This is a genomic window from Sagittula sp. NFXS13 (genome assembly GCF_040148795.1).
GTDB lineage: Bacteria > Pseudomonadota > Alphaproteobacteria > Rhodobacterales > Rhodobacteraceae > Sagittula > Sagittula marina.
Map to the genome: position 1 here is coordinate 57,040 of NZ_JAGEMH010000006.1, position 20,297 is coordinate 77,336.

A 20,297-nucleotide genomic window follows, 5' to 3' on the forward strand; every position below is an offset into this window, starting at 1 on the left:
CGGCCCCTGCGCGGGGTGGTTCAGGCTTGAACAGCGCTTGGTTTTGCGGGGATGACTGCGCCGGCCTTTCGCCGCTGCGCGCGCAGGGCGATGAGCCACAACAGAACCAACCCGAGCGGCGGCAGGACCACTCCCAGAATTGCAGGATCGCCGTTCATATCCATAAGCGCCTGAAACGCCATCGCGATCACGGTGCCGGTGGCAAAGACCTCCAGCCCCTGTTGGCCCATCAGGCGCAGCGGCGCGGCAGCGGCGCTGGCGCACAAGGCGACGACCCACGGCAGGCACGACAGAACATAGACCATCGCCAGAACATGCAGGAGACGCGGCAGGGCCAGGAATGTCTTGGAGTGCGCGACGAAATGATAGGGGGCTCCGGCCTCTCCCAGTCGCCACATCTGGGTGTTCATGAACTTGCCCAGCTCCGGCACGTGCCGCCACGCGTAGACGAATAGAAGGAATCCCAACGCCGCCGTGAACAGCCAGCCGCTGACCGGGACAAGGCGTTGACCCGCCTTCGATTTTATCCCCGCCACAAGGCCAAGGACAAAGATCAACTGCCACGAAAACGGGTTGAAGAACCATCCGCCCCCGCCGGGCCAGTTGGGGATGTTCAGCCTCCACGTGCCCGCCGCCATCCACAGCGCCACGGCGCCCGTCAGCAACCACCCCGGATGTTTGAGCCCGGCCATGAGGGCGAAGGGGGCGACGAACAGCAGGACGCAGTAGGCGGGCAAAATGTTCACGTAGCCAATCTGGTGCGTCATGGTGAACAGCGCCGGGATCGTGCGCCATGGATCGGTGAAGACCGCGCCAAGGTTATGCTTGTTCGCCATTTCCGGCATGGCAAAGGCCAGCGCCGCAAAGGCAAAGATCGCAATGACGGAAAAGGTCAGTGCGATATGGGTTTTGTACAGCGTCCACGCCCGCATCCACATGGGGCGCACCGCGCTCCACAAGCCGTTGGCGGCGCGTCGCTCAGCCCCGAAACGACCTGAATAGGCCAGCCCCGCCGCCACGCCGGACATGAAGAAGAACGCCTCTGCCGCGTCGGAAAACCCGATATTGCGCAGGGTGAACTGCTCGTAGGGATTGCCGGGCACGTGGTCGATAAAGATCATTGCCAAGGCCAGCCCGCGAAAGGCGTCGAGCCGGGGATCACGCCCGCCGGGCTGGGCTATGTTGGGGGCAATAAGAGCCATGGATTACGCTCGTGCGGGGGCCACCGGGTCGATCCGGTCAGCGGGAAGCGGCGCGGCGGTGGGCTGCCACTGCGCCATGATGTGGCGAAAGTCCTGCAACACCTGCGGTGCGTCACGCTCCTCTGGTGTGCGGAACAGCTTGTGGGTCAGGGGACGCGAGGACCATGCGATGATGACCGGCGCAAGCGTCATGGGAATGCCGATGGGCAGCAGCCAAGGCATAAGGTTCGGGGCGAGCAGATAGACCAGCCCCCAAGCGCCGAGACCAACGCCCACGATCCAGCCACTGGCGCGCAGGGACTGGGCCACGCTCAGCCGGCCTTCGCCACGGGCATTGGCCGGCCAGCCGCCGTCCTGACCGGAGAGCACCTGCACCACGGCGCGGGTCTGAAAGGCCAGCATGATCGGCGCCAGCACGGAGGTCAGCGCAATTTCCACCAGCATCGACAGAAAGGACCGCCATGCCCCGCCAAAGGCCTGAGCGCGCCCGGTGGCGATGGCCTCGATCCAGATGAGAAACTTGGGCAGCACCAGCAGGCTGGCGGTGCCAAGAATCAGCGTCGTGATTTCCAGCGTGCTGTCATAGGGGAAGGTGGGGAAAAGCTGATAGGCTTCGGGGAAGTAGTCCGGCAGCGGAGCCAGCACGGTCGACGCAAGCGTCGCAAGCAGGAACAGCCCCCACAGCGGCGCGGCCACATAGGCCATGATCCCCTGGAGAAAGACAAAACGGCTCCACCCCGCAAGGCCCGGTGCCGCAAGAAGCCGCGCGTGTTGCAGGTTGCCCTGACACCAGCGGCGGTCGCGGCGTGCGTAGGACAGCACGTTTTCCGGCCCTTCCTCGAAGGAGCCGGGGATCGCGGAGTCCACCTGAACGCGCCAACCGGCACGGGCCAGCAAAGCGGCCTCCACATAGTCATGCGACAGGATATGGCCGCCAAAAGGTGCTTTGCCCGGCAGGTCGGGCAGGCCACAGGATTGGGCAAAGGCCTCGACCCGAACGATGGCATTGTGCCCCCAGAACGGTCCGGTGTTGCCCTGCATCCGCATCAGGCCACGGGTGAAGACGAGGCCGTGAAAGGCCGCCGAGAACTGCATCGCGCGGGCAAACAGCGAATGGCCTTCGACCAGACGCGGCAGGGTTTGCAGCAGCCCAAGCTGCGGGTCCGCGACCATGCGGTCGATCATCATCCGGATCGCCTCTCCCGACATGAGGCTGTCCGCGTCAAGGATCACCGCCAGATCATAGGCCCGACCAGAGTTGCGCATGAAATCCCCGACATTGCCGGCCTTTCGGCCCGCCCCATTTTCGCGGATGCGATAGAACAGCTCGCCTTGCCCCGTCACGGCCTTGCGCAGACGCACGAAGGCCGCGCGCTCTTTGGCAGAGGCGTGCGGGTCGCGGGTGTCAGAGAGGATGGCGATGTCTACCGAGGCACCGCTGGCGGCCAAGGACCGGTCGATGGCGGCAATGCGGGCAAAGGTGCTGACCGGGTCCTCGTTGCAAATCGGGACCAGCATGACAGTGCGGGGCGCGGGGCCAGTCGACGGTGGAACCGACATCGCGCGCGACGGCCAGAGCCCCGCCAACGCCAGCGAGGCACCCCATGCGAGCCACGCGGTGGTCACCATGATCAGCACTGTGCGCACGACGTCCAGCGTGTCGAACCCGTCTTCTGCGCCGACGGTCAGCAAAAGACCGCCCGCACTCAATGCGGCGGTCATGGCAAAGACCAACGCGATGGATCGGGTCAGGCGGGTGGCGGTGGAGGGCGGCAGCGGCATGATGGGGATGCGCGTCAGTCAGAGGCCCGCAGCCAGAAGCCGCGCGCCCAGGTGAGAAGGGGATTTTCGGACGGCTCACGGGTGAGAGCCTGCGGCGGCATGGACAGCGGCGCCTGTGGGGGCTGCCATGTGTCCAAAGCCTCCGCTTCGTGTTGCGTCAAACCCAAAGTCTCGTTCAGTTCCGTCATTCCGTCACCCATTGAAAAAGCCAAGTCTCCGTCAGCACGGTGTCGCCGCTCACCAGCCGCGCCTTGAGTTCGGCCACGCCGCCCTCTTCGGCACGCGCCTCGATTACGAGACGCCAGCTGTCGCTTTGATCGATACGCGATGCGATGGCTTCTGTTATCTCACCACGTGTAATGCTCACGTCGGCTACAACCTCTTCAGGGCCCAAAGGTTCCGTCAAAGGTCCACCTTCGAAATCAATGACGAATTTTGTCGTGTCGCGGCCCTCTTCCACGCCTGCAACGCCGCCTTTGCCGACACGTGTGCGCAAAACATGTGCACGATCAGAAGACCGGTCGCCGCGCGGCTCAAGCCCCCAGCGCAGGCGATAGGACAGCTCCAGCTCGGTGCCTGCGGTCATGTCCCCATCGGGAACCCAGAAGGCGACGATGTTGTCGTTTACCTCGAGATCGGTGGGAATTTCCATCAGCCGCACGGTCCCCTTGCCCCAGTCACCGACGGGTTCGACCATGACAGAGGGGCGCAGTTCATAATGCGCTTCGGCGTCGAGATAGGCGTTGAAATCCCGCGTGCGCTGCACAAGGCCAAACGACTTCGGGCTATCCATCCCGAGGTAGGAATTGGCCAGTCGCGCGGGATTGTTGAGCGGTCGCATCAACGTGTCACCGCCGGCCGTGTTGATCACCAGTGCTTCGCTGTCGTGAACCCCGGCGCGGAAATCACCGAAATCGCCCGGATCAGACGCGCCAAACAGATACATCGACGTCAGTGGCGCAATGCCAAGCTGCGCCACGTCCTCCCGCAGGAACAGGCGCGCCGTGACATGCATCGAGGTCGTCGCACCCGGCGTGATGACAAAACGGTACGCCCCGGTCAACGACTGGCTTTGCAGCGCGGCATAGACCGTCAGCCGATCATCGTCCGCCGTGGGCCGTTCGAGCCAAAGGTCGGAGAAGCGGGGGAACTCCTCGCCCTGAGGCAAGCCGGTGTTGACGGCCAAGCCCCGCGCGGACAGGCCATAGCGGTTGCCCTCGCCCAGCAAGCGGAAATAGCTCGCGCCCAGAAAAGCGCCGAGTTCGTCGAAGCGGTCCGCGCTGTTGAGCGGCGCCATCAGACGGATGCCCGCGACGCCCGGCATCTTGAAATCCTCCGGCACCTCGATTTTATCGTCGTACACGAAATCGCTGGCGCTGAAGCCCATGGGCAGCGCACGGCCTTCGCTGACCTCGTACACATGCACAGGTTCATTGAAGAGCCAGCCCATGTGAAAGGCGTTCATGCGAAAATTGGGCAGGCCGTTCCATCTGTTGCCGCGATCGTCAAACCGGATCCGGTTGTAAGAATCATAGTTCAGCCCCGAGAGGAAATCGTCGACCGGCTCTGGTGACTTTGGCGAATGCGCGGCGGCGTCGCGCATCTGGTCGGTCAGAGCGTCGAAGGAAAAGGGCACACCCGCCTGAGACGAGTCGTCCGGGGCGTCCTGCTGAGCGCGGGCAGACCGCGCCATCGGCAAGCTGGCGGCGCTGCACAGAAGGGCAGCCATGAAGGTGCGGCGGGTTTGCTGCAAAGGCAGCGAGTGTCGAATCGGCGGCAAGTATCTGTCCCCAAGCATTTTTACTATCTATCCGACCTGTTTGCGGGAAATTCAATTCTGCATCTGCGAACAAACGCATCACCGGCAGGTATCGACCATATTCCGACACGTTTTGAGCGAAAACCGGCTTGTTCACCCGCTTAAAGCGCATCGCAGACGGCGCCTGAGGGGGACGTCGCACCCATTTCGCGGGCCTCTCGATGCGGCAACGCAAGGATGCTTGCCGTCTGGAAATTAATTCGTTAAATACTAGCGACCGTTCGTTAGTAAATTCAGGGAAGCACAGATGAAGACGAGCAAGAACAAGATTGTGATCGCGGCGCGCGACCTGATGCGGGACAAGGGATACACCGGTACATCGATGCAGGATGTCGCCAACGTGGTCGGCCTGAAGAAAGGCAGTCTTTACAGCCACTTCCCCGGCAAAGATGCGCTGGTGCCCGAAGTTCTGACCCTGACGTTCAGCGAAATTTTCGGCGATATCAAGGCAACCGGAAACTGGCGTGCGGACTATGAACGCACGCTGAACAGGTTGATAAACGTGCTGACATCCAACCGGCGCTGCGTCGGCATGCACCTCGCCTATGGTCTGGATGATTCGGCCCCCGTGCTGCACGACGCCGTGGCAGAGTTCTTTGGGGCGATCAGCGGGCTGTTTCACGACCTGATCCGCCAAGGGGTGCCTGATCCGCAGGCCCACACGCTTTCCGTGGACACGCTGACAGCCGTCGAAGGGGCGACGCTTTGGCTCGCACTGCACGGTGACACCCAGCCCATCCAACGTGCGCGGACTGCGTTGCTGGACAGGGCCAACAGCCTGGCCGTCGATACGCCGTGCGAAAAGGTCCGCGCCCTGCTGACCAGGATGGTCGGCGATTGGCAACAGGCCAGCATGGTGGAAAAATGCCTCGCGGAGCGGTTGATAGATGCCGAAGACGAGCTGATCAGCCTGCGGGGCGCATTGGCGGGTCAGGCCGAGGCCGAAGCGTGCTTCCGCTGAGCCGAAACGCGAAACGGCCCGCTGTCATGGCGAGCCGTTCGATGACAAATTCGGGTGGTCAGGCCAGTTCAAGCGCGCTGGTGATCCTAACATCTCCGGGATCGCGGAAGTTCAGCGGACGCGGCGCGTTGAGATCCCCCTCGATCCGGTAACGCGCGCCGTCCAACGCGCTGAGCCGTTCGATCACCGCCTCCAGCTCCGCCTTGGCAAGCAGATGGCCAGGGCAGCTGTGCTTTCCCGCGCCAAAGGTGAAGTCCATCGGCACGCCGGTTGCGGACATGGGGCATGTCTTGTTCGCCGTGACGATATCGACGTGCACCAGATCACCCTTGGCAAACGTCAGCCCGTCGATTTCCGTGTCCTGCTTGCAGTACCGTGTGGCGATGCCCAGAGGGGGATCGTTGCGCATATTGGTCGCAAGGAAGGATTTCACGCCCTCCTCGGAAAGCCGCGCGGCAAACTGCGCCGGATCCTGCGCCCAAAGCAGCAGCATGCATTTCATGGCCACGAAGGTCGTTTCACCCGCGGCATAGGAGAACAACAGCAACTCATTGCGCTGACGTTCATCGTCCAACCCGTCAAAAAGCGCATGGGTCGCGGCGAACGGCCCCTCTTGCAGGTAGGTCCGGGCGGCCATGACCTCCGGACTGCGCGCGTTGGTTTCCAGGAAATCCGTGATCGCGCGCAGTTTGTGGTGGTGCTCGATCGGGTCGATGTCCTCCAACCCCAGCAAAAGCAACAAAACCCGGTTCGGAATGTAGACCGCCGCCGCCAGCAGGTCATTTTGTTCGGCGGCATGTGCGAACCCTTCGTCGACCGCGCGGGCAATTATGCCCTGCACCTCGGCGCTGGCGATGCGCGCAGGCAGGAATTGCGCCATCCAGCTGCGCTTGCGCTCCACATGTGTTGCGGCCTCCGTATCCAGAACAGACGGCCCGAAAATCTGACGCGTCGCGCGAAAGGGATGGTCGACCCCGAAATCGGGGCTGCGAAAGATCTTCATCCCGGTGGCGTAATCGGTCACGGTCACATTTGCGGTCTGTTTCATGATGTCCTCTCGGTCACGAATGGGAAAGCGGGTCAACGCTGCTTTGGTCCACAACCAGACGCGGAATGCGCGCCTGACAATTTCCGTAAGCTTGTTGAATGGTCACCTTAACGAAAGCCTGCGCCGAGGGCCATTTTTCGCGCACCGCGTCATCGGCGTCCCGCACCTCGGCCCGGCCATTGATGCGCATCCGCGACTGACGCTCGAAATCCATGAACAGCATTCCGATTTGCGGATTCCCCAGGATATTGCCTAGACTTTGGTAGAGGCCGTTGCCCTGAAAATCCGGGAATATCACTGTTTGCGGATCGGGCACCCAGACGAGCGGTTGCGGGCCCGCGGCACCATATTCGCGACCCCGGAAACTGGCGTCGCAAAAGCCTTCCGGGCTGCTGGTGGCGATAAAGAAAAACGGCAATCTGGCAAGGTATTGGCCAATGGAAAGGGATATGCGCGTGCGGATCATCTGCCCGATGTTGTCGTCCCCCCATTGATAGACGGGGTTGGGGTAACGGCTCGCCATTTCGCGCTCACCGGCGTGCAGCGGCGAATCAAATTCCTTGAACGTATCCATGGGCACACTCCTGCGCTTTCGCACCATTCGACCAAATTACACACTTGCGAGCGTGGTTGATTCCGGCTCACAAAGGGGTTGTTAAACTTACGAACGGTTGGTAGCAAGTTTTTCGTATCGGCACGACCGGGTTGGGGGACTTGTCGATTTTAAGTGCTTTGCCGACACGCGCGGTCGTCCAATGATTGCGTCCTCCGGCATGGCTTGGCTGATAGTCCATGGAGAGCACGAGATGGATGACCTATTGAAATTGCTGAACGAAATCACCACCCAAAAGCATGAAATCATCGGTCCCCAGACCGAGCTGATCATGAGCGGGATTCTGGACAGCATGAACATCGCGGCCCTGATCGCCTACATCGAGACTCAGACGGGCAAACCTCTGCCAATTGGCGATCTGGACCTGATGAAGCTCGGCACCCCCGACGATATCCAGCGCAACTTCCTGCAGTACGAGGGCGCGTGATGGCCTCTGAGCACCGTATGGCAATCACCGCGGAATTCGAGCGGACGCTCGATGACATGCTGGCCGGACTGACCTGCTTTTCCGGCGCAGAGGAAAAGCGACTGGCGCCGCTATTGCCGCGCGACTTCGTTCTGGCGGGCAACTATATCAAGAGCTTTCCACAGCACGCATTCAGCGTCGACAATTCCATCAACTCCGATGAACAGTATTTGTTGTCCCCTACTTGCTGCTATCCGGTCTTCTATGACCTCAAGGACAGCCAGCACGGCGAGAGCTTTCTGATCACCCACAAGAACCTGTGCTTTCGCTGCGAAGAATTCTATGCCGAAGGCCGGCGTCAGATCGCCTATACCATGCGTGAATACATCCTGATGTCGGACACGCTCGACACCGTGACCGCGTGGATCGACGCCGTGAAATTGCAGGTTGTGGATGCGCTGTCGGACCTTGGCCTGAAAGCCGATCTGGAGGTCGCCACCGACCCGTTTTTCAACAGCAACGATTACAAGCAGGCGTTCCAGCGCGACCAGAAGCTGAAGCATGAGTTCGTGATCGGCGGCGTTGCCTGCGGGTCCGTGAACCTGCACCTGAAGGCGTTCTCGCGGTCGTGCAACATCACGTCTCATGAAGGGCACGACTATTACAGCGCGTGCTTTGGCCTTGGTTATGACCGGGTGCAGCACCAATATGATCTGGCCCGCGCGGCCGCTGACGCAAAAGGAGCTCTCGAACATGTATGATGCGAATGTCCTGGCCTCGAAACTGGCCACTGCCGGCGGCTCCCGCGCGGAAAAGACCCTCATCACCCGCGACGACACCGGCACCACCACCACCTATGGGCAGTTCTTTGGCAACGCCGAACGCAGCGCGGCCCTGCTGACAGAGCTGGGCGTGACCGCGGGCGACACCGTTCTGGTCTATGCGCCGAAATCCGTCGCCTCGCTGGAGCTGTACTTCGGCTGCCTGCTGGCGGGCGCGGTCTACACGCCGATCAACCCGGCCATTCCCATGGACGATATTGCCTATTTCGTGGGCGATGCCAAACCCGCGCTGATGGTCAGCGACGAAAGCCGTCGCGCCGCCTGTGAGGGCGAAGCCGCCGGCATTCCCGTGCTGACCATCAACGAAAACGACAGCGGTACATTCATCGACCGCCGCGACAGCCAGCCCACCGGCTTTGACGCCTGCCCGCGCGTGGCAAGTGATCCGGCAGCGATCCTTTACACCTCCGGCACCACCGGGCGGCCAAAGGGCGTGGTGCACAGCCATGCTTCGCTGGCCTCCAACGCCGAGGTTCTGGTCCGCACATGGGATTTCTCGGAAAGCGACGTGCTGATCCACGCCTTGCCGATCTTCCACCTGCACGGGCTGTTCACCGCGATGAACGTGATCCTGTCGGTTGGCGCCTCCTGCGTGTTCCTGCCAAAGTTCGACCGCGACCGCGTGCTGTCGCTGATGCCGGAGGCCACCGTGATGATGGGCGTGCCGCCGTTCTACATGAGCCTGCTCGACGCGCCCAACCTGACAGAGGCAACGCGCAACATGCGGGTGTGCATTTCCGGCTCCGCGCCGATGCTGCCGCAGACGCATGATGCGTGGAAACAGGCGACCGGCAAGATGATCCTCGAACGCTATGGCATGACCGAATGTTCGATGATCGCGTCCAACCCCTACGACGCCGAACGCCGCCCCAACAGCGTGGGCTTCCCGCTCGACGGCACGGAAATCCGCATCACCGACATGAAAACGGGTGACACCCTGCCCCAGGGCGACACCGGCATGATCGAAATTCGCGGGCCGAACCTGTTCGACGGCTACTACAACAAGCCGGAGAAGACCGCCGAGGACATGCGCGACGACGGGTTCTTTATCTCCGGTGATTTCGGGCGCTATGACGCGGATGGCTATCTGTACGTGCTGGGCCGGGTTAAGGACGCGATCTTTGCCGAGGCGGGCGTCGTGATGCCCAAGGAGGTCGAAGAGCTGGTCGACGCTCAGCCCGGCGTGGCCGAAAGCGCCGTCATCAGCGTGAAGCATCCCGAAAAGGGCAATGTCCCGGTCGCGGTGATCGTTGGCGACGCGGTGAACACCTCTGCTGTCCAGAGTGCCCTGCGCGACACCCTGCCCGCGCACAAGGTGCCGGAGAAATACCTGACCGTGGACGCGCTGCCGCGCAATGCCATGGGCAAGGTGCAAAAAGCCGCCCTGCGCGAAACCTATGCGGATCTCTTTGCAGGTGATCTCGTTGCCTAACTCACGCACCCACGACATGAACGACGCCGAAACCGGCGTCGTTCAGCTGACCGCTGGACGGGCTTGTTTTCCCAACCTGATCTACATCGCCTATGACCGCGCCAGCGGCGACGCGGTGGTGATAGATCCCGGCTGGGCGTCCGAGACCATCGTCGATGCGGCCAAGGCGCGTGACCTGACCCTGCGCGCGATCCTTGTGACCCACGGCCATCGCGATCACACGGAGGCGGTCGAAACGCTCAGCGCGCAAGCGGACCTGCCGGTCTGGGGCACGCGCCCCTGCCTCGACACGCTCGACCTGCCCGCACACCGCGAGCGGGTTTTGACAACTGATCAGCGGCTGCGCGTCGGCGCACTGGCCATCACAGCGCTTTTGACGCCGGGGCATACGGCCTGCTCCGTGTCCTATATCGTCGGCGACTGCCTGTTCCCCGGTGACACGCTGTTCATCGAAGGCTGCGGGCTGGTGGCCACGCCAAACGGTGATGCTGGCGATCTGTTTCGCAGTTGCGCCCGGCTGAAGCGCTCTGTTCCCGATGCCGCGCGGGTCTTTCCCGGCCATGAATACGCCCGCCCCGTGGGGATGCGTTTCGATGCCGTGAAAGCGACCAACTTCTACCTGCGGCTGGAAACCGAAGAGAACTTCACCGCCTTTTGCAACCGGCCCCGTCGGGGCCTGAAACCTCCGATGGTGGGCACCGTTCCGGATATGGTCGCCAGGATACACGACCACTCTGTGCCCACCCAAGATCATTCCATGAAACAAGCAGGCTGACGTATGCCCACAGTGACCTTTCTCGAAGCCGACACCCGGACGGTGGTGCAGGCCCCGGCCGGCATTTCCCTGATGGAGGCGGCCACACGCAACGGCATCGCCGGCGTCGTGGCGGCTTGCGGTGGCGGCTGCTCCTGCGCGACGTGCATGGTGCATCTCGACGCGGACTGGTTCGCGCGCGTCGGGGCACCTGATGACAACGAACAGATGATGATCGAATTCGGCGTCGACCCGCGTGAGACCAGCCGCCTGTCCTGCCAGATCGTCCTTACAGAAGAGATGGATGGACTGGTTGTCGAAGTGCCTGACAATCAGGTCTGACAAGAGTTGTCCTGCCACCCTGGTGGCGGGCAAATTTAAGCCAGTTTACGCAAGGTGCGACTTGCACCCGCGGCAGAACACGGCAAAATGGCGTCTGCCCGCAATCAAGCCTTCTGCCAGCTTTCGGATCCATGCCTGATGTCTCTTCCTGACCCCATTGCCGACTTGTTGGCGAGAAGTTCCATTGCCATATGTGTCGGAGACATGGGGGAAGAGGATTGCCCGCTGGTTGCTGCGAACGACAGGTTCCTGTCCATCACCGGTTACGATCGCGACGAAATCATCGGGCGCAATTGCCGATTTCTTCAGCCAAAGGAGGGCGCAGGCCCGGTGCGCAAAAGAATGCACACCTTCCTGTATTCCGAAGGGCCCAAGGACGAGCAGTTCATCGTGCCGAACGTGCGCAAGGATGGCACTGAATTCGTTAATCTTGTCTACATGTCCAAGCTGGTGAAAGACGGCGAGACGTCGTTTGTGCTGGCGTCGCAGTTCGATATCAGCCGCGCCACCGCGGCCTCGGCCACGAAGTATGCCGAATTGCTGACCCGCGACGTGCGGACGCTTCACGATGTTCTGAACCCGTCGCAATACGATATCATGGCCAGTTACCCTATTATGGCCAATACAACTGCTTTGATCGCACGGGTCCGACTGGATTACTGAGAAGATGAAAAACACTTTCCCTGTGATTGGCGTTGGCGCCTCCGCCGGTGGCTTGGAAGCATTGCGGGAGTTGTTCTCTGGAAAGTCCGGCGATGGTATGCCGGGGATGGCCTTCGTGGTGATCCAGCACCTCGATCCGAACCATGAATCGCTCATGGCGCAGTTGATTGAGCGCTACACCAACATGACGGTGACGCAGGCCTGTGGCGGCGAGGACCTCGAAGAGAACCACATCTACGTCATCCCGCCCGGACATGGTCTGTCTGTCCATGACGGCACCCTGCAACTGACCGAATTCACTGATCCGCGCGGATTGCGCCGTCCCATCGACGATTTCTTTGAAGCGCTCGCCATTGACATCGGACCACAGTCGGCCTGTGTCATCCTGTCTGGCACCGGTGCGGACGGCACGCGCGGCCTGCGGGCCATCAAGGAGCACGGCGGGCTGTGCGTGGTGCAGACCCCCGAAAGCGCCAGCTACGACGGGATGCCGACGTCCGCGATTGGTACGGGGCTGGCAGACTTCGTGACGCATCCCAGCGATATCCTGAGCGTGCTTGGACGCTTCTTCAAATACGGAAAAGACCTGCCCGACGACGAAAATTCGAACGAGATTTTCGACCATATCACCGATATCTGCGATACGATTTCGGACACGTTGGGGCATGATTTCTCGATGTACAAACGGTCCACCCTGTCGCGGCGCATTGCCCGCCGGATGCAGGTGTTGGGACTGGAATCGCCCAAGGATTACCTCGACAGAGTGCGCCGCGACAGCGAGGAACGCTCAGCCCTGTTTTCCGACCTGCTGATCAACGTCACCCGATTTTTCCGCGATCCCGGCGAATTTGAACGGCTGGAAACCAAGGTCATCCAACCGCTGATCGACAACTGTGAGCCTGAAGGCAGCATTCGCGTCTGGGTCGCGGGATGTTCCAGTGGCGAGGAGGCCTACTCCATCGCGATGCTGCTGCATCACAACATAATGAAAAGTGGCAAGTCGGTGCGCGCGCAAGTGTTTGCCACGGACATCGACGCCAAGATGCTCGATATAGCGCGCGGCGGGACGTATCCGCTGGCCGCGCTGCCGGACATCCCCGAACACCTGCGCAACCGCTACACCGTGAACAACAATTCCAGCTTTTCGGTGACCCAGTCCATTCGGGACATGGTCCGGTTCAGCCTGCACAGCCTTATCAAGGACCCGCCCTTCCCCAAGATGGACCTTGTGTCGTGCCGCAACCTTTTGATCTATTTCGATGAGGATCTGCAGCGCGAGGTCGTGCCGCTGCTGCATTTTGCGCTGAGCGAAGAGGGATACCTGTTCCTTGGCTCCTCGGAAGCGATTGGCCGTTTTGAGGATCTGTTCCAGACCGAGGACCAGACGCACCGTCTGTTCAAGCGCAAACCTGCGATAGGTCGCTATAATCTGCGCCTTCCGAAACGGCGCGGGACCCGTCAAACGACCAGCCGCGAACGTCATGGTCAGGTGCCTCAGAGCCTGCCCGAGGATAGTTTTGAACAACAGGCGCTGCGCCGCCTTGCAGAGGCCTACGCACCTGTCAGCATGTTGCTCGACCCCAGTGGGAACCTCATTCAGCGCTACGGTAACCTGTCGAAATTCCTGGATTTTCCGGATCGGACGGACCGTCAGGTGCATGTGCCCAGCCTGGCCAAGCTTGGCCTGCGCGAAGTCATCGGCGGACTTGTCCGCGACGCCAACACCCATCAGCGACGCCTGATTTCGCGGGGCGTGGAGGTGCAGACCGGCTTTGGCACCCTTCCTTGCGATGTGATGTGCGAACCGCTGCGCGAAGAAGGCGCGCTGCTGGTGGTGATCCGTGAAACCGGTGACATGGTTCCCGGCGTGCCCGATGGATTCGAGGAAGTTGCCCCTGATGAGAGCCACCTGCGCTACCTTGAGCAGGAGCTGCAAGCGACCCGTCATCGGCTGAACACCACCGTCGAAGAGCTTGAGACCACCAACGAGGAACTCAAAAGCTCGAACGAAGAAATGATGTCGATGAACGAGGAACTTCAGTCGACAAACGAAGAGTTGACGACGGTCAACGACGAACTGAAGAACAAGGTCGACCAGTTGATGATGGCCAACTCCGACCTGTCGAACTTCTTCAATTCCACCGAGCTTGTCGTTGTGGTGGTCGACGCCGAGGTCCGCATCCGCAGCTTTACCGAAGCAGCCGCCGAACTGTTCAATCTCAAAAGCCAGCACGTGGGGCGCCTTTTCTCGGACGTGTCCGGCGAACTGGATGACACCAATCTGATCTCGCCGTTGAACAAGGCCGTGGCTAAGGCGGAAACCAGCGAATTCCGCATTTCCTCCAAGGCAATGCAGCGGGATTTCGTCGCGCGTACCCTGCCCTACCGGCGCCAGGATGGTGAATATGACGGTGCGACGCTGGTGTTGGCAGACGTTACCGAAGCGCTGCGTCTGGAGCAAAGCCTCGAAGAGGAGCGTCAACGCTTGCGGCTGGCGCTCGAAGTGGCGCGCATCGGTATTTGGGAATACGAGCCTGAAACCGACGTCATCCGCATCGACGAAACCGAGCGCAAGCTGCTCGATCTGGGTGCAGATTTCGACGACCGGATGGAGCCGCTCCTTGCCCGGCTGCGCTCGGAAGACCGTGATCGCGTGAACCAGGCGCTGCGCCAATCCATGAATGGCACGCGTGATTTCAACGAGACGTTCTCTATTGAACTGGCCGATGGACGCGTTCGTTGGCTGCACGGCATGGGTCGCCGGTTCGAGCGTGACAACAGCAACAAGTTCGTCGGCGTGACCTATGATGTCACCGCCGAACGAGACCTGCTGGACCAGCGGGAACTGATGATCCGCGAGATGAACCATCGGGTGAAGAACCTCTTCGCCATCATCTCTGCTCTGATTTCGATTTCATCGCGCGAGGCGGAAGACGTGTCAGCCTTTGCGATCAGCTTGCGCTCCCGCATCCGCGCGCTGGCCGAAAGCCACGGCCTGACCAACAATGGGGCCGATGTGCAGCACGCCATGCTGCACGAGCTCGTGCAAACTGTCCTGCGACCATCGCTTTCGTCTCAGACGATCGAGCTGTCTGGACCTGATCTGGAGATTCAAGTCGATCAGATCACGTCGCTGGCGCTGATCCTGCATGAGTGGGGCACAAATTCCACGAAATATGGCGCTTTGTCCTTGCCCGATGGCAAGCTGAGCATCACGGTCAGCGTCCAGGCCGCAACTGCGCATATTCGGTGGATCGAAACTGGGCGCACGGATCAGATGACCGAAAGACCCGGTTTTGGCACCTCTCTTGTGGAGGCGACCGCGCATCAGTTGCAAGGGTCGGTGTCGGGCGCTGCGACGCAAAACGGCTTTGAACGGACGCTGACGATTCCCTACGCCGCAACCTGAGGTTACTCGGCGGCGGTCGGTGTCTTGACTTCGTAGCTGTCGAGCGCTTCGCAGACTTGCTGCGGCAGGGCCGGTTTGTGCAGACGGGGCGCGTCGTGAAATTCTGCCTGCAGGTTCGCCGGGCTTAGATCGCCGCTGATAAACACAAGGCCAACGCCACGGTCGCGCAATTCGCGCGCCAAAGGCCAGACTTGTTCCTTGCCGATGTTGATGTCGAGAAGGGCAAGTTCCGGTGTCGAGCCTTCGATCAATTCAAACGCCTGCTTCATGCTGAACGCCGGGCCGAGCACGTTGAGGCCGCAATCCTCGACAGTGGCGGCGAGATCCATCGCAATCAGCGCCTCGTCATCCAGTACAAGGACCGTACCTGCGTTCACTTTCGGCGTTTCAATCGTCACCTGCTGGCTCCTGTTGTGGCAAATCGTGGGTTTCAAACGGGATACAGCACATTTGGTTCCCGCAAAAATCAAAGACATTGTTTACATGTGACTTAATTACACAACCCTTACCATATGATTGATATTGAAGGGGTCTCTGCCAGCCGTGACCTTGGAGCGCCGCTGGATCTGCTCTATACGCGTGCCGTCCATTCCGAGGATTCCACCATGCCGTCAATGCGTTCCGTCCTGCCACCGCTGCCGCGCGGACCCTTTCGATTTTTTGCGCTCGACGTCGAGACAGCGAACAATCAACGCGGGAGTATCTGCCAGATGGGCCTCGCAGCGGTGCGACATTCCGGCCAGATCGAAACGTGGACGTGTTTTGTCGATCCGCAGACCGACGATTGGTCCTGCACCCGGATCCATGGCATCACCGGCAGCCATGTTGTCGGCGCGCCACTGATCTGCGACGTGATCGACCTGCTTGAAGATCCGCTGAGCGACCACGTGATTTACCAGCATTCCGGATTTGACCGCGCCGCCATCGCCGCCGCCTGCAAAACCCACCAGCGCGACGCCCCGGACTGGCAATGGCGCGACAGCGTACAGGTTGCGCGCAAGGCTTGGCCGGAGCTGAAAGGCAATGGCGGGCATGGGCTGGCGTCCCTGAAACAGCACCTCGGCTTGTCCTTCCGCCACCATGACGCAGGCGAAGATGCGCGTGCGGCTGCAGAGGTGGTCCTGCGCGCCGAGACGGTATTTGCTGGCTGAATCCTTGCCACGGATCAGGACTGCATCGCCGGTTTTTTGATCAAATTGGCTGTGACGATGCGTCACCAAGCGTTTCATGTTTCATGCGTTGCGGTGCGGACATCTGGTAACAGACTGATAAAACGCCTTATTTCGGGCATGCATTTCGCTCATGCCCTTCACGCATCACCTCATGCAGCATCGGCATTTGCATATCGTCAGCGCTGCTCCTTACGCTCCGACCATCAAAAAAATCAGGGAGCCCTTCATGTCATTTCTAAAATCTTGCGTTGCAGCCACGGCGCTGGCGACCGCCTTTGCGGGAACCGCCCACGCTGAAATAAGTGTCAACGTTGCCTATGACGCGGACCCGGTGTCGCTCGACCCGTATGAGCAGCTTTCCGGTGGTACGCTTCAGCTCAACCACATGGTTTTTGACCCGCTGGTGCGCTGGACGCAGGACCTGCAATTCGAAGGCCGTCTGGCGGACAGCTGGGAACAGATCGACGACACCACCATGCGCTTCAAGCTGCGCGAAGGCGTCAAGTTCCACTCCGGCAACGAGATGACAGCCAAGGACATCGAATGGACCTTTGACCGCATCAAGCAATCCCCCGATTTCAAAGGCATTTTCGCCCCCTTCACCGGTATTGAGGTGGTGGACGATTACACCGTTGATCTGAAGACAGCCGAACCCTACCCGCTCGTGCTGCACACCGCGACCTATCTCTTCGCGATGGATTCCGAGTTCTACACCGGCGAGACCGAAGACGGTGCCGACAAGGCCGAAGTGGTCAAGCACGGCGACAGCTTTGCCTCGCGCAACATCTCCGGCACCGGCCCGTTTACCGTGTCCGAGCGTGAGCAGGGCGTGAAGGTCACTTTCGACCGTTTTGACGGCTACTGGGACACTGAATCCGAGGGCAACGTTGACGAGATCGTCCTGACCCCGATCAAGGAAGACCCGACGCGCGTGGCGGCCCTGCTGTCCGGCGACGTGGACTTCATCGCGCCGGTGCCGCCGACCGACCTCAAGCGTCTCGAAGATGCCGACGGCGTGAACCTGATCACCATGCCCGGCACGCGCATCATCACCCTTCAGATGAACCAGGAGCGTGTCGAAGCCTTCAAGGACCCCAAAGTTCGCATGGCCGTTGACTATGCCGTGAACAACGCGGGCATCGTGGACCGTATCATGCGCGGCTTCGGCACCGTGGCGGCGCAGGCTTCCCCGGTGGGCTACGCAGGCCACGTCGAAGGCATGGAACCGCGCTATGATGTGGCGAAGGCCAAGGAACTGATGGCCGAAGCCGGCTACGAGGATGGCTTTTCCATCACCATGATGGCGCCGAACAACCGCTATGTGAACGACGACAAGATCGCGCAGGCGGTGTCCTCGATGCTGAGCCAGATCGGCATCACGGTCGACCTTCAGACCCTGCCGAAAGCGCAATACTGGCCGGAATTCGATGAACGCGCGGCGGACATCATGATGATCGGCTGGCACTCGGACACCGAGGATTCGGCCAACTTCCACCAGTTCCTGACCGCCTGCCCGGACGAAGAGACCGGCAACGGCCAGTACAACTCCGGCAACTTCTGCAACGAAGAAGCCGACGCGCTGATGGTCAAGGCCAACAACGAAACCGACCCGGAAGCGCGCGCCGCCCTCCTGCAAGAGCTGGAGCAGCTGCTGTTCGACGAAGCGGCCTTTATCCCGCTGCATTGGCAGGACCTTGCCTGGGGCGCGAAGGACGGCATGAACGCGGATGAAATCGTGAACGCGCTGAACTTCCCGTACTTCGGCGATCTGGTCGTCTCCGAGTAATCGGGTTTCGAGGGGTCACTCCCCCCTCGATGAACGCCGCGGGCCATGGTTTTAATCCCCACACCATGGCCCGTGTGCACATCTGCCGGGACCGTCCGGCCAAGAACTCCAAGAGGACCGCCATTCATGTTCGCCTACCTCGTCAAACGAGTCTTTCAGGCCATCGCCGTGATGCTGGTGATCTCCCTGATCGGCTTTGCCATTCAGGGCAATCTGGGTGATCCCCTCCGCGAACTGGTGGGCCAGTCCGTGTCAGAGGAAGTTCGCCAGGAGCTGCGCGACGATCTGGGGCTGAACGATCCCTTTCTGGTGCAATACGGGCGGTTCCTCGGCAACGCGCTGCAGGGCGACCTCGGCACCTCGTATTTCTTCAAGGAACCAGCCGTCGACGTGATCCTGAAAAAGCTGCCCGCCACGCTGGAGCTGGTGTTCGGCGCGACGCTGATCATTGTCGGACTGTCCGTGCCGCTTGGCGTCTATACTGCGATCAAGCCGAATTCATGGATCAGCCGCGCCATCATGGCGATTTCCATCATCGGCATTTCCATCCCTGTGTTCCTGACAGCCATCCTGATGATCTACCTGTTTTCGGTCGAATTGGGCTGGGCCCCGTCGTTCGGGCGCGGCGAAACGGTGCATGTGATCGGCTACTGGGACACGAATTTCCTGACCGTGGACGGCTGGGCGCATATCATCATGCCGTCGATCGCGCTGTCGTCCATCATGCTGCCGATGTTCATCCGTCTGATCCGGGCCGAGATGATGGAAGTGCTGCAATCGGAATACGTCCGCTTTGCCAAGGCCAAGGGCATCGCGCCGTGGCGCATCTACTTTGTCCACGCTTTGAAAAACACGCTGCTGCCCGTTATCACCGTAGGCGGCGTGCAGATCGGCACCATGGTCGCCTACACCATCCTGACCGAAACCGTGTTCAGCTGGCCGGGCATGGGGTCCATGTTCCTTGAGGCCGTGAACCGCGTCGATACGCCCCTGATCGTGGCTTACCTGATCGTCGTCGGCTTTATCTTCGTGGTGACAAACACAATCGTCGACCTGATCTACGGGTTGGTCAATCCCACCGTCAAACTCGCGAGGCTGGGCGCATGACCGACCAATCCGCCGAAAATCCCGTACTGATCGCGCGCCGCCCGTCCCGCCTCAAGGAGATCTGGCAGGGCAACATTGGCTACAGCTTTCGCCGCAACCCGGTGGCCATCGTGTCACTGGCGGTCTTTGTGATCATCACGGCGCTGGCGCTGCTGGCCCCGGTGCTGGCCCCGTTTGATCCGTATGATCCGGCCTCCATCGACATCATGAACAGCGAATACCCGCCCGCGTGGGTGGACGGATCGCTGCCGGGGTTCTGGCTGGGCACCGATGACCAGGGCCGCGACTTGTGGTCCACGATCCTCTACGGCACACGCCTGTCGCTGATGATCGGCCTGTGCGCCGTGGTGGTGCAAGCGTTCCTCGGCATTTCCATCGGCCTGATCTCTGGCTACGTGGGCGGGCGCACGGACAGCATCCTGATGCGCCTCGCAGACATTCAGTTGTCGTTTTCGACGCTTATGGTGGCCATCATCTTCCTCGCACTGACGCAGGCGCTGTTCGGGTCAGAGGTGTTTGCGCAATACGCCGTCTTCTTTCTGATCGCGGTGATCGGCGTGGCGGAGTGGCCGCAATACGCCCGCACCGTGCGCGCCACCGTTCTGGCGGAAAAGAAAAAGGAATACGTCGACTCCGTGCGCGTTCTTGGCTTTGGGCCCGGTCGCATCATGGTGCGCCACATCCTGCCGAACTCGTTGTCGCCGATCTTTGTCATCTCCACGGTGCAGGTGGCCAACGCGATTATCTCCGAAGCCTCGCTGTCGTTCCTCGGCCTTGGGATGCCACCGTCGCAGCCCTCGCTTGGATCGCTGATTTCCGCAGGCTTCGACTACATCCTGTCTGGTTCGTGGTGGATCACCGTGATCCCCGGCGTGGTGCTGGTGGTGCTGGTGCTGGTCATCAACCTGCTGGGCGACTGGGTGCGTGATGTGCTCAACCCGAAACTCTACAAGGGGTGA

19 protein-coding genes are annotated in these 20,297 nt (G+C 60.9%); 12 read left to right on the plus strand and 7 right to left on the minus strand.

Going from position 1 to position 20,297, the window contains the following annotated elements; all coding sequences use genetic code 11:
* Positions 1-20: 20 nt before the first annotated feature.
* The 4 genes from J4E08_RS13630 to J4E08_RS13645 are packed head-to-tail and all read right to left on the minus strand — an operon-like array spanning position 21 to position 4,713.
* A complete protein-coding gene (locus J4E08_RS13630; protein WP_349538967.1) occupies positions 21-1,202 on the minus strand; it encodes an OpgC family protein in 1,182 nt (393 codons plus the stop codon).
* Between the two features lie 3 nt (positions 1,203-1,205).
* Positions 1,206-2,984: a glucans biosynthesis glucosyltransferase MdoH gene (mdoH, locus tag J4E08_RS13635; protein ID WP_349538968.1), complete on the minus strand. Its 1,779-nt coding sequence runs from the start codon at positions 2,982-2,984 to the stop codon at positions 1,206-1,208.
* A gap of 14 nt (positions 2,985-2,998) precedes the next feature.
* Complete coding sequence (locus J4E08_RS13640; RefSeq protein WP_349538969.1) at positions 2,999-3,172, minus strand: hypothetical protein; 174 nt, start codon at positions 3,170-3,172, stop codon at positions 2,999-3,001.
* The gene (locus J4E08_RS13645; protein ID WP_349538970.1) at positions 3,169-4,713 is read right to left on the minus strand and encodes an OpgD/OpgG family glucan biosynthesis protein; all 1,545 of its coding nucleotides are present in this window, start codon (positions 4,711-4,713) and stop codon (positions 3,169-3,171) included. Before J4E08_RS13645 ends, J4E08_RS13640 begins: the two co-directional genes overlap by 4 nt.
* A 337-nt stretch (positions 4,714-5,050) precedes the next feature.
* On the opposite strand from J4E08_RS13645, the gene J4E08_RS13650 reads away from it, so the two are divergent.
* On the plus strand, positions 5,051-5,764 hold the full coding sequence (locus J4E08_RS13650; RefSeq protein WP_349538971.1) for a TetR/AcrR family transcriptional regulator: 714 nt from the start codon (positions 5,051-5,053) through the stop codon (positions 5,762-5,764).
* Positions 5,765-5,822: 58 nt separating this feature from the next.
* Here J4E08_RS13650 and J4E08_RS13655 read toward each other — a convergent pair whose 3' ends face one another.
* Both J4E08_RS13655 and J4E08_RS13660 read right to left on the minus strand, forming a co-directional pair.
* Positions 5,823-6,812 (minus strand): hypothetical protein, encoded by a 990-nt coding sequence (locus tag J4E08_RS13655; RefSeq protein WP_349538972.1) that lies wholly within the window; start codon positions 6,810-6,812, stop codon positions 5,823-5,825.
* A 13-nt stretch (positions 6,813-6,825) separates the two neighbouring features.
* Complete coding sequence (locus J4E08_RS13660; protein WP_349538973.1) at positions 6,826-7,386, minus strand: pyridoxamine 5'-phosphate oxidase family protein; 561 nt, start codon at positions 7,384-7,386, stop codon at positions 6,826-6,828.
* A 232-nt stretch (positions 7,387-7,618) separates the two neighbouring features.
* Here J4E08_RS13660 and J4E08_RS13665 point away from each other — a divergent pair, with 232 nt between their 5' ends.
* The 7 genes from J4E08_RS13665 (at position 7,619) to J4E08_RS13695 (ending at position 15,273) form a co-directional block, all read left to right on the plus strand.
* A complete protein-coding gene (locus J4E08_RS13665; protein ID WP_183968464.1) occupies positions 7,619-7,852 on the plus strand; it encodes a phosphopantetheine-binding protein in 234 nt (77 codons plus the stop codon).
* A 17-nt stretch (positions 7,853-7,869) separates the two neighbouring features.
* A complete protein-coding gene (locus tag J4E08_RS13670; protein WP_349538975.1) occupies positions 7,870-8,592 on the plus strand; it encodes a class-II aminoacyl-tRNA synthetase family protein in 723 nt (240 codons plus the stop codon).
* A complete protein-coding gene (locus J4E08_RS13675) occupies positions 8,585-10,105 on the plus strand; it encodes an AMP-binding protein (protein WP_349538976.1) in 1,521 nt (506 codons plus the stop codon). The genes J4E08_RS13670 and J4E08_RS13675 overlap by 8 nt, the downstream gene beginning before the upstream one ends.
* A gap of 16 nt (positions 10,106-10,121) precedes the next feature.
* The gene (locus tag J4E08_RS13680; RefSeq protein WP_349538977.1) at positions 10,122-10,880 is read left to right on the plus strand and encodes an MBL fold metallo-hydrolase; all 759 of its coding nucleotides are present in this window, start codon (positions 10,122-10,124) and stop codon (positions 10,878-10,880) included.
* Between the two features lie 3 nt (positions 10,881-10,883).
* The gene (locus J4E08_RS13685) at positions 10,884-11,201 is read left to right on the plus strand and encodes a 2Fe-2S iron-sulfur cluster-binding protein (RefSeq protein ID WP_183968472.1); all 318 of its coding nucleotides are present in this window, start codon (positions 10,884-10,886) and stop codon (positions 11,199-11,201) included.
* Positions 11,202-11,405: 204 nt separating this feature from the next.
* Positions 11,406-11,864 (plus strand): PAS domain-containing protein, encoded by a 459-nt coding sequence (locus tag J4E08_RS13690; RefSeq protein WP_183968474.1) that lies wholly within the window; start codon positions 11,406-11,408, stop codon positions 11,862-11,864.
* 4 nt (positions 11,865-11,868) lie between these two features.
* Positions 11,869-15,273 (plus strand): CheR family methyltransferase, encoded by a 3,405-nt coding sequence (locus J4E08_RS13695; RefSeq protein ID WP_349538978.1) that lies wholly within the window; start codon positions 11,869-11,871, stop codon positions 15,271-15,273.
* A gap of 2 nt (positions 15,274-15,275) precedes the next feature.
* Here J4E08_RS13695 and J4E08_RS13700 read toward each other — a convergent pair whose 3' ends face one another.
* Positions 15,276-15,671, minus strand: a complete 396-nt coding sequence (locus tag J4E08_RS13700) for a response regulator (RefSeq protein ID WP_349538979.1) — start codon at positions 15,669-15,671, stop codon at positions 15,276-15,278.
* Positions 15,672-15,785: 114 nt separating this feature from the next.
* On the opposite strand from J4E08_RS13700, the gene J4E08_RS13705 reads away from it, so the two are divergent.
* The 4 genes from J4E08_RS13705 to J4E08_RS13720 all read left to right on the plus strand — a co-directional run bounded on the left by J4E08_RS13705 (position 15,786) and on the right by J4E08_RS13720 (position 20,297).
* Positions 15,786-16,424 carry an exonuclease domain-containing protein gene (locus J4E08_RS13705; protein ID WP_349538980.1) on the plus strand — a complete coding sequence of 213 codons (639 nt, stop codon included), beginning with the start codon at positions 15,786-15,788 and terminating at the stop codon, positions 16,422-16,424.
* Positions 16,425-16,671: 247 nt separating this feature from the next.
* Complete coding sequence (locus tag J4E08_RS13710) at positions 16,672-18,231, plus strand: ABC transporter substrate-binding protein (RefSeq protein ID WP_349538981.1); 1,560 nt, start codon at positions 16,672-16,674, stop codon at positions 18,229-18,231.
* Positions 18,232-18,357: 126 nt separating this feature from the next.
* Positions 18,358-19,338: an ABC transporter permease gene (locus J4E08_RS13715; protein ID WP_349538982.1), complete on the plus strand. Its 981-nt coding sequence runs from the start codon at positions 18,358-18,360 to the stop codon at positions 19,336-19,338.
* Entirely contained in the window at positions 19,335-20,297 is a 963-nt protein-coding gene (locus J4E08_RS13720; RefSeq protein ID WP_183968483.1) for an ABC transporter permease, read from the plus strand. The genes J4E08_RS13715 and J4E08_RS13720 overlap by 4 nt, the downstream gene beginning before the upstream one ends.

What these genes read in the sequence shown, in the direction of transcription:
- J4E08_RS13630 (WP_349538967.1), bottom strand. Translation starts at nt 1,202, where the DNA reads ATGGCTCTTATTGCCCCCAACATAGCCCAGCCCGGCGGGCGTGATCCC.
- mdoH (WP_349538968.1), bottom strand. Translation starts at nt 2,984, where the DNA reads ATGCCGCTGCCGCCCTCCACCGCCACCCGCCTGACCCGATCCATCGCG.
- J4E08_RS13640 (WP_349538969.1), bottom strand. Translation starts at nt 3,172, where the DNA reads ATGACGGAACTGAACGAGACTTTGGGTTTGACGCAACACGAAGCGGAG.
- J4E08_RS13645 (WP_349538970.1), bottom strand. Translation starts at nt 4,713, where the DNA reads ATGGCTGCCCTTCTGTGCAGCGCCGCCAGCTTGCCGATGGCGCGGTCT.
- J4E08_RS13650 (WP_349538971.1), top strand. Translation starts at nt 5,051, where the DNA reads ATGAAGACGAGCAAGAACAAGATTGTGATCGCGGCGCGCGACCTGATG.
- J4E08_RS13655 (WP_349538972.1), bottom strand. Translation starts at nt 6,812, where the DNA reads ATGAAACAGACCGCAAATGTGACCGTGACCGATTACGCCACCGGGATG.
- J4E08_RS13660 (WP_349538973.1), bottom strand. Translation starts at nt 7,386, where the DNA reads ATGGATACGTTCAAGGAATTTGATTCGCCGCTGCACGCCGGTGAGCGC.
- J4E08_RS13665 (WP_183968464.1), top strand. Translation starts at nt 7,619, where the DNA reads ATGGATGACCTATTGAAATTGCTGAACGAAATCACCACCCAAAAGCAT.
- J4E08_RS13670 (WP_349538975.1), top strand. Translation starts at nt 7,870, where the DNA reads ATGGCAATCACCGCGGAATTCGAGCGGACGCTCGATGACATGCTGGCC.
- J4E08_RS13675 (WP_349538976.1), top strand. Translation starts at nt 8,585, where the DNA reads ATGTATGATGCGAATGTCCTGGCCTCGAAACTGGCCACTGCCGGCGGC.
- J4E08_RS13680 (WP_349538977.1), top strand. Translation starts at nt 10,122, where the DNA reads ATGAACGACGCCGAAACCGGCGTCGTTCAGCTGACCGCTGGACGGGCT.
- J4E08_RS13685 (WP_183968472.1), top strand. Translation starts at nt 10,884, where the DNA reads ATGCCCACAGTGACCTTTCTCGAAGCCGACACCCGGACGGTGGTGCAG.
- J4E08_RS13690 (WP_183968474.1), top strand. Translation starts at nt 11,406, where the DNA reads ATGGGGGAAGAGGATTGCCCGCTGGTTGCTGCGAACGACAGGTTCCTG.
- J4E08_RS13695 (WP_349538978.1), top strand. Translation starts at nt 11,869, where the DNA reads ATGAAAAACACTTTCCCTGTGATTGGCGTTGGCGCCTCCGCCGGTGGC.
- J4E08_RS13705 (WP_349538980.1), top strand. Translation starts at nt 15,786, where the DNA reads ATGATTGATATTGAAGGGGTCTCTGCCAGCCGTGACCTTGGAGCGCCG.
- J4E08_RS13710 (WP_349538981.1), top strand. Translation starts at nt 16,672, where the DNA reads ATGTCATTTCTAAAATCTTGCGTTGCAGCCACGGCGCTGGCGACCGCC.
- J4E08_RS13715 (WP_349538982.1), top strand. Translation starts at nt 18,358, where the DNA reads ATGTTCGCCTACCTCGTCAAACGAGTCTTTCAGGCCATCGCCGTGATG.
- J4E08_RS13720 (WP_183968483.1), top strand. Translation starts at nt 19,335, where the DNA reads ATGACCGACCAATCCGCCGAAAATCCCGTACTGATCGCGCGCCGCCCG.